Here is an 11,894-nt window from a genome sequence, read left to right on the forward strand (position 1 = left end):
GGCGGAGTGCGCCGCACGCTGTTCAACGAGGATCACGAGGCGTTCCGGGAGACCATCCGCGCCTTCATCGAGGCCGAGGTCGTGCCCGTGTACGACGAGTGGTTCGCCGCCGGGCAGGCCCCGCGCGAGTTCTACTACAAGCTCGCCGAGCTGGGCGTCTTCGGTATCCGGGTCGACGAGGAGTACGGCGGCGCGGGCATCGACTCGTACAAGTTCGAGGCCGTCCTCTACGAGGAGACCGCCCGCGCGGGTGTGTCCTTCGGCGGCTCCGGCGTGCACGTGCTGCTCGGCCTGCCGTACATCAAGCTGCTCGCCTCCGACGAGCAGAAGAAGCGGTACCTGCCGAAGTTCGTCTCCGGCGAGGAGATGTGGGCGATCGCGATGACCGAGCCGGGCACCGGCTCCGACCTCGCGGGCATGAAGACCACCGCCAAGCTCTCCGAGGACGGCACGCACTACGTCCTCAACGGCGCCAAGACCTTCATCACCGGCGGCGTGCACGCCGACCGCATGATCGTCTGCGCCCGCACCGCCGCGCCCACCGCCGAGGACCGCCGCCACGGCATCTCCCTCTTCGTCGTGGACACCAAGGCCGAGGGCTACTCCGTCGGCCGCAAGCTCGACAAGCTCGGCCTGAAGACCTCCGACACCGCCGAGCTGGCGTTCGTCGACGTCAAGGTCCCCGTCGAGGACCTCCTCGGCGAGGAGAACAAGGGCTTCTACTACCTCGGCCACAACCTGGCCTCCGAGCGCTGGGGCATCGCCTTCGGTGCCTACGCGCAGGCCAAGGCCGCCGTCCGGTTCGCCAAGCAGTACGTCCAGGACCGCGTCGTCTTCGGCCAGCCCGTCGCCGCCTTCCAGAACACCAAGTTCGAGCTGGCCTCCTGCCAGGCCGAGGTCGACGCTGCCGAGGCCGTCGCCGACCGCGCCACGGAGGCCCTGGACGCCGGCGAGCTGACCCCGGCCGAGGCCGCCTCCGCGAAGCTCTTCTGCACCGAGGTCGCCCACCGCGTCATCGACCGCTGCCTCCAGCTGCACGGCGGCTACGGCTTCATGAACGAGTACCCGATCGCCCGCCTGTACGCGGACAACCGCGTCAACCGCATCTACGGCGGCACCAGCGAGATCATGAAGACGATCATCGCCAAGGACATGGGTCTGTAAGGTCCCCGCAATCACTGGCCGGTACAACTAACGCCATGAGCCAGGCACTCCAGGACCTCCTCGAGCTGCTCGATCTCGAGCAGCTCGAGGAGGACATCTTCCGCGGCCAGTCCCGCTCCGCCGTCGTCCCGCGCGTCTTCGGCGGGCAGGTCGCGGCGCAGGCGCTGGTCGCCGCCGGGCGGACGGTCCCCGCGGACCGGCTCGCCCACTCCCTGCACGCGTACTTCCTGCGCCCGGGCGACCCCGGCGCACCGATCGTCTACAGCGTCGACCGCATCCGCGACGGACGCTCCTTCACCACCCGCCGCGTGGTCGCCGTCCAGCACGGCAAGCCGATCTTCCATCTCTCGGCGTCCTTCCAGACGTACGAGGAAGGCCTCGACCACCAGGCCCCCATGCCGCTCGCCCCCGACCCGGAGACCCTGCCCACCTCCCAGGAGCGGCTGCGCGGCTACGACCACCTGGCCCCGGAGGTCGTGGAGAGGTTCCTGGAGGCCCGCGAGGCGATCGACCTGCGGTACGTGGACGAGCCGCCGTACGGGAAGTTCGGCGAACCGCGCGAGCCGCACAGCCAGGTGTGGTTCCGCACCAACGGCAAGCTCGACGACGACCCGCTGCTCCATGTCGTCCTCGCCACCTACGTCTCCGACATGACCCTCCTCGACTCCGTGCTGCTCGCGCACGGGCGCGGCGGCTGGGCCGTCGGGGACGTCGTCGGCGCGTCCCTGGACCACGCGATGTGGTTCCACCGGCCCTTCCGCGCCGACGAATGGCTGCTGTACGACCAGGAGTCGCCGTCCGCGCACGGAGGCCGGGGCCTCGGCCAGGCCCGTATCTACACCCAGGACGGGCAGCTCGCGATCTCCGTCATCCAGGAGGGCGTGGTCCGCGTCCCGCGCTGACTTCCGCGCAGCTGTTGAACGGGCGAACACATGCGGAGCGTAACGGAGTTGACGATCGGGATGCGGGCCGTGTGCCCGGCTGTGGGGCGGTCTTTCCAGGGTCCGGTCCGAGACCCGGGCGGCGAATCGTCGCTCGAAGTGACGAGTGACGCATGAGGTACTAGGCTCTTTGAGTGAAAGCCGCAGCGCACGGTTTGCCCGGCTGGCGAGGTTCCGTACCCCTCGGACCTCAGCCGCAGCACTCGATGGCGTGACCACGCCCCGGTGGCTGCAGGTGCCGACATCGTTGGCATGCACCGTGCCGCTCAACACACTGCGGTGGCATCTGAAGACCGCGCCGCATCTTCCCCTTTGTCGCGGCGTCGGCCATCACCTCGCGCCCCTGTCCGGGAGCCGCGAGCGACGATGGAGATGGAAGGTATATCCCATGCGATCACAGCGCACGAGGCGTCTTGTCGCGATGTCCGCGGCCGGGGTGCTGCTGGCAGGCGGAGCCGCCATCGGCACGGCGGGCACCGCCTTCGCGGGCTCGTCCCACGACGACCACAGCTCCTACAGCAGAGGCTGTGACGACGACAACGGCGACCACGGCGGCTACGGCGGCGACCACGACAACGGTGACCACGGCGACCATGGCGGCTACGGCGGCGACCACGACAACGGTGACCACGGCGGCTACGGCGGTGACCACGACAACGGTGACCACGGCGGTGGAGACCACGGCGGTGGAGGTAACGGCGGCGGAGGTCACGGCGGAGGAGGTCACTGACCCGACCACGAACTGAGCACGATGTGCGGCTCTGCCGACAGAGCCGCACATCGTGGCGCCCGTCGGCGCGTTGTGCCGGGGCCGTGACGCGTTATGCCAAGGCCGTCATGCCAGGCCCGCCTCCGCCAGCAGATACGCCGTCATCGGGTCGTAGTAGCGGGGGCTCACGACATGGTCGTCGAGGGGTACCGCCACCTGGAGGGTGCCCTCGGACTCGGCGACGAACAGCGCGGGGTCGTTGCAGTCGGCGTATCCGACGGAGTCGACGCCGTGCTGTCCGGCGTACCCGGCCCAGCCGTGGTCCGCGACCACCAGGTCCGGTAGCGGACGCCCCTCGCGCTCAAGTCCGGTCAGGATGGCCCGCATCGGCTCGCCGGAGTGCGTGTGCCACAGCGTCGCGCCGTGCTCCAGGACGGCCACGTCCGCGAACTGCATGACGTACCCCTCCTCCGTCTGCAGCCCGTCCGGGATGACGGCGATCTCGCAGCCGGCGGCGCGCAGCGCGGCGGCCGTGGCCCGGTGCACGTCCAGCAGGCCGCCCGGGTGGCCGGTGGCGAACAGCACCCGCTGCTGCCCGTCGGCCGCCTTGCGCAGCCGGAGCGCGAGGCGCTGCAGCGCGTCCACGGTCAGCTCGGGGTCGATGGTGTCCTGCCCGTACCGGTACTCGGGATCGTCGTTGACGCCCACCCGTTCGGCCATCACCGCGAGCACGTCCTGCTCGTCCGACCAGCGGTCACCCAGCTCCAGACCGAACCAGTAGTGGCGGTCGCCGTTGGCCAGCTTGCGGTAGTGGGAGAGGTTGTTCTCGCGGGGTGTGGCGACGTCCCCCGCGATACGGGTCCTCACCAGGTGGTCGACGAGCTGGGCGCGGCTGGGTGTCCCGGATATCGGCATGCCTCCCATTGTGAGGCAGCGGACCTGCCGAGTCGTCGGCATATCGCACCCTGGGACGTGGCTCACTCAGCCCTGGCGCAGCGCGAACCACAGCTCCATCCGTACGTCCGGGTCGTCCAGGTCCGCCCCGAGCAGCGCCGCGCACCGGGCGATCCGCTGCCGCACGGTGTTGCGGTGCACGTCCAGTGCCACCGCCGTACGGTCCCAACTGCCGTGCAGGGACAGCCAGGTACGCAGGGTCTCGGCGAGCGCGGGCTGCGCGGCGAGCGGGGCGAGCAGCGCCCGGGCGTGCGCCTGGGCGTCCGCGCGGGGCACCAGGTCCTCCAGGCCGGGCCGGGCGCCGTGCCGGACCAGCGGGGTGCGGGTGGCACGGGCGCGGGCCAGGGCGCGGGCCGCCTGGGTGTCGGCGGCCGGCCACTCACGCGGGCCGGCGGCCGCACTGACCCCGAGCGTCCAGCCCGGCTGCGGGACCGGCTCCCGCTCGGCGGGCACCAGCACCCGTACGACGTCCCGGCCGAGGTCGACCAGCGGCGACCCCAGCGCCGCCCCCAGCGCGGAGGCGGCCACGGCGTCCGGCGCCTGCCCCTCCGGCCGCGCGTGCACGACGACCCACCGCCCCTCGCCCACGAGCGGCGCCACCTCCTCCGGCGCCGAACCGAGCAACAGCCGCACGAGCGCCGAGGACCGCGCCGCACCGGCCCCGCTGTGATGCTCACCGGTGAGCAGGGACAGCAGCACGGAGGCGACGGAGGCGATGGTGTGGTCGCCCGGTTCGCGGCGCGGGGTGGCCACACCGAGGACGAACCCTTCTCCGGCCCCGAGGGCGTAGGCGGCGAGGTGGGTGTCGGCGTGGGTGTCGGTGGCGGAGGTGGGGGCGGGTCGGGTGGTGGCGGTTACGGCAGCTTTCGGGGTGGCGGGAGCTTTCGGGGTGGTGGCGGTGGAGGACGAGGAGGGGGTGACTGTGGGACGGGAGCCGGGGGTGGTGAGGGTGGCGTCGGTGCGGGTCGGGTGCGTGGTCGCGAGGGTGCCGTCCGGCTCGTGCTCCGGCCCGGGAGTTCCCCGGCCCGTCGGCCGTACCACCCCCGCCAGTCCCGCCAGGGCCTCCTGGACCCCCTCCGCAGGCTCCCGGCCCGCCCCCGCGATCTCCGTGCCGTCGGGGCCGTAGAGGATCGCGTGGCCGCCAAGGCGTTGGGCGAGTTGGCGCAGGACCGAGGGGATCGGGTCGGGGCGGGAGGCTGCGGCGGCGAGGCTCTGCTGGGCCTCCGTGACGCGGCGGAGTTCGGCCAGGCGGGCCTGGGCCATCAGTTGCCAGACCGCGCGGGCCACGCCCGAGAAGGTCGTCTGCGGCGGGACCTCCAGGAGGGGGAGGCCGTAGGCGTCGCAGGCGGCGACCAGGGCGCGCGGGACCGTGTCGTGCACGGGTGCCAGGCCGAAGCCGAGGGCAGCCCCGCCCGCGGCCACGATCCGGGACACGTAGTCGTCGAAGTAGGTTCCCGAGCCCGCCGCCTCCGGGATGTGCACCCCGGCCGTGAGCAGCAGCTCGCCGCCCAGCAGGTACGGGTACGGGTCGGCCATCTCCGAGGTGTGCGCCCAGTGGATCACGATGTCCGGATCCGAGGGGCCCGCGATCTGCCGCAGGGCCAGGTCTTCACGGGCCAGTAGGGACGAAAGCGGGACCGGTGGGGTCGGTGGGACGGCTGGGGTGATCGTCTCCGGCATGGTGTGCGTTTCCTCCATCCCACCCCGTTCGTATGGATGAAACGTACACTTCGCAGTCGCTTTCCGGCCACCTAGTGTCAAGTCAGCACGGCAGCCGCGGGTACGGGCGGATGTCCCCGCGATCAGCTGTCGGCGCTCCTGTCTCAGGAACCCCCATACGTCTCTGCACGACACGCCACCGACCGTGCGCGAAGGAGGGCCCCACATGGCCGTCGACTACACAGTGATCGTCGTCTACCTGGCCGGGATGCTGGCCATGGGTTGGTGGGGCATGCGCCGCGCCAAGTCGAAGAGCGAGTTCCTGGTGGCCGGCCGCCGCCTCGGCCCCGCGATGTACTCCGGCACCATGGCCGCGATCGTCCTCGGCGGCGCGTCCACCATCGGCGGCGTCGGCCTCGGCTACCAGTACGGCCTCTCCGGCGCCTGGATGGTCTTCACCATCGGCCTCGGCCTGCTGGCCCTGTCGGTCTTCTTCTCCGCGCGCATCGCCCGCCTGAAGGTCTACACCGTCTCCGAGATGCTGGACCTGCGCTACGGCGGCCGGGCCGGTGTCATCTCCGGTGTGGTCATGTGGGCGTACACCCTGATGCTCGCCGTCACCTCGACCATCGCCTACGCCACCATCTTCGACGTGCTCTTCGACATGAACCGCACGGTCGCGATCATCCTCGGCGGCTCGATCGTCGTCGCGTACTCGACGCTCGGCGGCATGTGGTCCATCACGCTCACCGACATGGTGCAGTTCGTCGTCAAGACGATCGGCGTGCTGCTCCTGCTCCTGCCCATCGCGGTGGTCAAGGCCGGCGGCTTCTCCGAGATGAAGGCCAAGCTGCCGACCTCGTACTTCGACCCGCTGGGCATCGGCGGCGAGACGATCTTCACCTACGTGCTGATCTACACCTTCGGCATGCTGATCGGCCAGGACATCTGGCAGCGCGTGTTCACCGCGCGCAGCGACAAGACCGCCAAGTGGGGCGGCACGGTGGCCGGCACCTACTGTCTGGCCTACGCCCTCGCCGGTGCCGTCATCGGCACGGCCGCCAAGGTCCTCTACCCCAAGCTCGGCAGCCCCGACGACGCCTTCGCGACCATCGTCAAGGACGAGCTGCCCATCGGTGTGCGCGGCCTGGTGCTGGCCGCCGCCCTCGCCGCCGTGATGTCGACGTCCTCCGGCGCCCTGATCGCCTGCGCCACGGTCGCCAACAACGACATCTGGTCCCGGCTGCGGGGCGCGGTGCGCCGGGACGGCGACGCGCACGACGAGGTCAAGGGCAACCGCGTCTTCATCCTGGTCATGGGCGTCGCGGTGATCGGTACGGCGATCGCGCTGAACAACGTCGTCGAGGCCCTGACCGTCGCCTACAACCTGCTGGTCGGCGGCCTGCTCGTCCCGATCCTCGGCGGCCTGCTGTGGAAGCGCGGCACCGTGCAGGGTGCGCTGGCCTCCGTGATCGTCGGCGGCCTCGCCGTGATCGGCCTGATGGCGGGCTACGGCATCCTCGCCAACGAGCCCGTCTACTACGGCCTGCTCGCCTCCCTCGCCGCCTACGTCGCCGTCTCCCTGGCGACCAGGCCCACCGACGAGGCCGTCCTCACCACCTGGCGCGAGCGCCTGGCGGGACGGTCCCCCGAACTCGCGTCCGAACCGGTCCCGGCTCACCAGTAGAGTCATAGGGAAAGCAGTACATGCGCGACGAAGCGCAAGAAAGAAGGCATTTCACTATGAGCAGCAACGAGACGCCCCGCGGCCCCGTCGACTCCTCCCGCATCCCGCGGTACGCCGGACCCGCGACCTTCGCCCGGCTGCCCCGCCTGGACGAGGTCGGCACCGCCGACGTCGCCGTCGTGGGCGTGCCGTTCGACTCCGGCGTCTCGTACCGGCCGGGCGCCCGCTTCGGCGGCAACGCCATCCGTGAGGCGTCCCGGCTGCTGCGCCCGTACAACCCGGCGCAGGACGCGTCGCCGTTCGCGCTCGCCCAGGTCGCGGACGGTGGCGACATCGCCGTCAACCCGTTCAACATCAACGAGGCCGTGGAGACCATCGAGGCCGCCGCCGACGACCTCCTCGGCACCGGCGCCCGCCTGATGACCCTGGGCGGCGACCACACCATCGCGCTGCCCCTCCTGCGCTCGGTCGCGAAGAAGCACGGCCCGGTGGCCCTGCTCCACTTCGACGCGCACCTCGACACCTGGGACACCTACTTCGGCGCCGAGTACACGCACGGCACCCCGTTCCGCCGCGCGGTCGAGGAGGGCATCCTCGACACCTCCGCCCTCTCCCACGTCGGCACCCGCGGCCCGCTGTACGGCAAGCAGGACCTCACCGACGACGAGAAGATGGGCTTCGGCATCGTCACCTCCGCGGACATCTACCGCCGCGGCGCCGACGAGGTCGCCGACCAGCTGCGCCAGCGCATCGGCGACCGCCCGCTGTACATCTCCATCGACATCGACTGCCTCGACCCGGCCCACGCGCCCGGCACCGGCACCCCCGAGGCCGGCGGCATGACCTCCCGCGAACTCCTGGAGATCCTGCGGGGGCTGGCATCGTGCAACCTGGTGTCGGCGGACGTCGTCGAGGTGGCCCCCGCGTACGACCACGCGGAGATCACGTCGGTGGCGGCCTCCCACACGGCGTACGAACTGACCACCATCATGAGCCGCCAGATCGCGGCGGCCCGGAAGGACGCGTAAGCGCAGTGACTCACGACCACGACCTGGTACTCCGCCCGACGGCGGCGCAGATCTCGACCGCGCTGAACCCGCCCCCCGGGCGCAACGGCGGAGACCTGGTCGTGGAAACCCTGGCCGGGCTCGGCGCGACCACCGTCTTCGGCCTGCCCGGCCAGCACGCCCTCGGCATGTTCGACGCCCTGCGCCGCTCGGCGCTCCGCTACATCGGCCTGCGGGTGGAGAACAACGCGGGCTTCGCGGCGGACGCGTACGGCAGGATCACCGGCGAGGCGGCACCGCTGCTGCTGTCGACGGGCCCGGGCGCGCTGACCTCGCTGGCCGCGCTGCAGGAGGCCGCCGCCGCTTCCGCCCCCGTCCTGGCGATCAGCAGCCAGATCCCGACGGCGGGCCTGGGCGGCGGCCGCCACGGCTACCTGCACGAACTCCCCGACCAGTCCGCCTCCTTCCGGGGCGTCGTCAAGTCGGTCCACACGGTCCGCACCCAGTCCCAGATCCCCTCGGCCATCGCGGCGGCCTGGCAGTCGGCACTGACGGCCCCGCACGGCCCGGTGTGGGTGGAGATCCCGCAGGACGTGCTGCTGTCGGAGACGTCGTTGCCGGTGGTGACGGCGATGGACGCGACCCCCGATGACCTGGTCCCGCGCCCCGAACTCACGGCGGTGGCAGCCGACTTGCTGTCCCGCGCCGCCCGCCCGGCGATCATCGCGGGCGGCGGAGTCGTACGCTCGGACGCCTCGGGGAAGCTTCTGCAGCTGGCCGAGAAGCTCGACGCCCCCGTGGTCACCACGTTCGGCGGCAAGGGCGCCTTCCCCTGGACGCACCCCCTCTCCCTCCAGTCCTGGCTGGAGGACCGCCACACCACGGACTTCCTGGAGGACGCGGACGTCCTCCTGGTGGTCGGCTCTGGCCTGGGTGAACTCTCCTCCAACTACCACACGTTCAAGCCCCGGGGCCGCGTCATCCAGGTCGAGGCCGACCTCGGCAAGCTGGAGTCCAACCACCCGGCCCTCGGCATCCACGCGGACGCCCGCCTGGCCCTCCAGGCCCTGCTGGAGACGGTGGAGGAGCGCACGGACGAGTCGGCACCGGAGCGGGTACGGGAGCTGCTGGCGAAGGTCGCCGACCGCATAGCCTCCCAGGAACTCACCCTGGAACAGGATGTGTTGGCCTCGGTCCGCCGCGCACTCCCCGCCGGCTCCCCCTCCTGCTGGGACATGACGATCCTGGCGTACTGGGCCTGGTCGGCCTTCGACCCCCACGGCGCGAACACCATGCACTCCGCCCAGGGCGCCGGCGGCCTCGGCTACGGCTTCCCGGCGGCCCTCGGCGCGGCCGCCGCGGACCCCACCCGCCCGGTCCTGGCGGTCTCGGGCGACGGCGGAGCCCTGTACTCGATCGCCGAGCTGGCGACGGCACGCCAGTACGACCTCCCGGTCACCTGGCTGATCGTCGACGACGGCGGCTACGGCATCCTCCGCGAGTACATGACGGACGCCTTCGGCCAGGCAACGGCCACGGAACTCACGCGGCCGGACTACGTGGCCCTCGCCGAGTCCTTCGGCGTCCCCGGGGTTCGTACGACTCCGGAGACTCTGGAGGAGGATCTGGCGAAGGCCCTGGCGACCCCCGGCCCGTCGGTGGTCGTACTCCCGGCGGTGCTGCGGATGTTCGCGCCTACGCATCTGGGCTAGGACGCCTGTGGCCCAGGGCGCCTCATCAGCCGTAGATCTCTCCGGTGCCGGCGTCCAGGACCGTGTCGTAGGGCTCGCAGCCGTTGGCCTCGCCGGATCCGTGGGGTGTGCACCGGTGGTCGGTGACGCGGACGGACCACACCACGCGCCAGGGGCCCTGCCAGCCCTTGGCGCGTTCGGTTTTCAGGGTGTCGGCGTGGATCCTCAGTCGGCTGAGATCGGCACCGCTCTTCTTCTGCTCCTTGCGGACGATCTCCTCGGCCTGCTGCGCCGAGATCAGCCGGGCGGGAAGCTTGACCCGCTCGGGGCCGAAGTCGACCAGCAGCTGGGAGACGCGGCCGGAGCGGTTGATCCGCACGTCGAGACTGCGCGGCATCGCCACCCCGCGCTCCTTGAAGCGCCATGACGTGAGCCACCCGGACTTGGCTTTGCTGCCGGCGGGGTGAGTGTCGTGCCAGGAGGCCGACTCGGCCCACGGGTAGTGGGATGTCATGTAAGAGTGGGCGATGCGGTACGCGTCCTGGGTGTCGTGGGGTGCGGTGGCGCCGGGGACGGGGAAGCCGGCCTTCGTCGGGTGCGGGGAGTCCTCGAAGTCCACGGTCAGGCGGCGTCCGCCGGGCCACATCAGCTCAGCGGGGAATCCGTCCGCGATCTGTATCGACATCCAGCCGTTGTAGCCGTCGATGCCGGGGCTGATGTGCACGGCTCCGACGGGGTACCGGTCGCCGAAGGCCTGACGGATGACGCGCTCGGCGGCCGCCCGCTCGTCGCCGTGTGCGTCACGCACGCTGGAACCGTCCACGTGGTACGCGGTGATCGCGGTCTGGAAGACGGCCGGCCCGGCCACGGCGAGCGCCCCGGCCACGATCAGCGTGGGCCTGGCCCACGAACGCCACGCGACGCGGCCGCGCACCAGCACCAGCCCGGCGGCCACGCCCAGGACGCCCCCACCGGCGTTCATCTCCACATCCGCGCTGTCGCAGATGCCGCTCACGAACGGGGCCAGGGCCTGGGCGAGTTCGATGAGGCAGGGCAGTGCGAGGGCACCGACGAGCACCGGAAGCGGACGCCGCAGTGCCAGGACACCGAACAGGCCCAGCGGGACGAACATCGCCAGATTCCACAGACCCTGCGTGGTGTGCAGCGGCTCGGTGATCTCATGGTTGATCACACACTCGGCCCGTCCCGCCTCGCCGCCCCGCAGCGCGAGGGTGACACCGAGGACACCGGTCAGGCAGAACGTCAGCGGCAGCCACCAGACGGCGTGATCCACCTCGCGGCGACGGGCCGCAGCCCACGCGGTCAGCCCTGCGACGAGGGCGACGACAGTGAGCCCGGCCAGGAACCACATGTCGTCGCCGAAGACAGCTTCGAACACAGCTTTGCAGCACTCCCCCCGTGAAGCGCCCCCGCTCTCGTCGACGGCGCGCGCTCCGACGACCTGGTCAGGGTCGCGGGCGTCGCGCCGACCCTACCTCGGGCTGAGGGGATGGGGACGAACGGCGGGGGTCGGCTAGGGCCGTTGCGGTCCTCGGGCGACGACCGGGCGGCCACCGTCGTGCGGCAGGACGACGGTGAACCGCCAGGGGCCGTCGTCGACCTGGGCCAGACCGACCGACTCGGCCGCGCCGAGCGCCTGGGCGACGGCCTCCGCGCCGTCGCGCAGCTCGTCGAGCTTCACGTAGTACTGCGCCAGGCTCTCGGACGGACCGTTGATCCACCGAACGACCTTCGCGCCGGTGCGCAGCGCGGAGAGCAGGTCGTCACGGGTGCTTCCCGGGGCGGCGGCCACAACCCTGTCGTGCAGGCGTTCCTGCGCGGACGGCTGTGACGGGGCCGCCGCCACCTGCCGACGGCACTCGGGGCAGGCGTGGCGGCCGTGGGCGACGAACAGGTGCCGGTAACGGACGATCCGCTGCTCCGGAATGCCGCACAGGGACCCGTCGGCGTCCACGGCGTGTTCCGTGCCGGGAACGCCGTCGACCTCACCGGCCCCGAACCGGGCAGGCTCGCGCGCCGCTTCGAAGGACCAACGGCCGTACGGGTCTTGAGCCATGCGGA

The 11,894-nt window shown here is 71.5% G+C and carries 10 protein-coding genes; 6 read left to right on the forward strand and 4 right to left on the reverse strand.

From position 1 onward, the window contains the following. The first annotated feature begins 6 nt into the window (after positions 1-6). From CRP49_RS19265 to CRP49_RS46880, 3 genes are all read left to right on the forward strand, one after another. Complete coding sequence (locus CRP49_RS19265) at positions 7-1,164, forward strand: acyl-CoA dehydrogenase family protein (protein ID WP_097254485.1); 1,158 nt, start codon at positions 7-9, stop codon at positions 1,162-1,164. Between the two features lie 35 nt (positions 1,165-1,199). Beyond that, positions 1,200-2,066: an acyl-CoA thioesterase II gene (gene tesB / locus CRP49_RS19270; protein ID WP_097254486.1), complete on the forward strand. Its 867-nt coding sequence runs from the start codon at positions 1,200-1,202 to the stop codon at positions 2,064-2,066. Positions 2,067-2,493: 427 nt separating this feature from the next. Continuing rightward, positions 2,494-2,835: a hypothetical protein gene (locus CRP49_RS46880; RefSeq protein WP_179851680.1), complete on the forward strand. Its 342-nt coding sequence runs from the start codon at positions 2,494-2,496 to the stop codon at positions 2,833-2,835. A 105-nt stretch (positions 2,836-2,940) separates the two neighbouring features. On the opposite strand, the gene CRP49_RS19280 is transcribed toward CRP49_RS46880, so the two are convergent. Continuing rightward, positions 2,941-3,729 (reverse strand): phosphatase, encoded by a 789-nt coding sequence (locus tag CRP49_RS19280; RefSeq protein WP_097254487.1) that lies wholly within the window; start codon positions 3,727-3,729, stop codon positions 2,941-2,943. 66 nt (positions 3,730-3,795) lie between these two features. After that, positions 3,796-5,466: a PucR family transcriptional regulator gene (locus CRP49_RS19285; RefSeq protein WP_097254488.1), complete on the reverse strand. Its 1,671-nt coding sequence runs from the start codon at positions 5,464-5,466 to the stop codon at positions 3,796-3,798. Between the two features lie 187 nt (positions 5,467-5,653). Between CRP49_RS19285 and CRP49_RS19290 the strand changes: the two genes are divergently transcribed. From CRP49_RS19290 to CRP49_RS19300, 3 genes are read left to right on the forward strand one after another with little or no spacing between them, the layout of a single operon-like run. After that, positions 5,654-7,114, forward strand: coding sequence for a sodium:solute symporter (locus CRP49_RS19290; RefSeq protein ID WP_097254489.1), 1,461 nt, complete (start codon positions 5,654-5,656; stop codon positions 7,112-7,114). A 56-nt stretch (positions 7,115-7,170) separates the two neighbouring features. After that, entirely contained in the window at positions 7,171-8,142 is a 972-nt protein-coding gene (gene speB / locus CRP49_RS19295) for an agmatinase (RefSeq protein WP_094221415.1), read from the forward strand. Between the two features lie 5 nt (positions 8,143-8,147). Continuing rightward, positions 8,148-9,833 carry a thiamine pyrophosphate-binding protein gene (locus CRP49_RS19300; protein ID WP_097254490.1) on the forward strand — a complete coding sequence of 562 codons (1,686 nt, stop codon included), beginning with the start codon at positions 8,148-8,150 and terminating at the stop codon, positions 9,831-9,833. A 25-nt stretch (positions 9,834-9,858) separates the two neighbouring features. On the opposite strand, the gene CRP49_RS19305 is transcribed toward CRP49_RS19300, so the two are convergent. Both CRP49_RS19305 and CRP49_RS19310 read right to left on the reverse strand, forming a co-directional pair. After that, complete coding sequence (locus tag CRP49_RS19305) at positions 9,859-11,211, reverse strand: VanZ family protein (RefSeq protein ID WP_257033437.1); 1,353 nt, start codon at positions 11,209-11,211, stop codon at positions 9,859-9,861. A gap of 135 nt (positions 11,212-11,346) precedes the next feature. Next, positions 11,347-11,889 carry a hypothetical protein gene (locus tag CRP49_RS19310; protein WP_143670009.1) on the reverse strand — a complete coding sequence of 181 codons (543 nt, stop codon included), beginning with the start codon at positions 11,887-11,889 and terminating at the stop codon, positions 11,347-11,349. Between the last annotated feature and the right edge of the window lie 5 nt (positions 11,890-11,894).

The sequence above is a fragment of the Streptomyces sp. Ag109_G2-15 genome (assembly GCF_900215565.1).
In the GTDB taxonomy this organism is placed as follows: domain Bacteria; phylum Actinomycetota; class Actinomycetes; order Streptomycetales; family Streptomycetaceae; genus Streptomyces; species Streptomyces diastatochromogenes.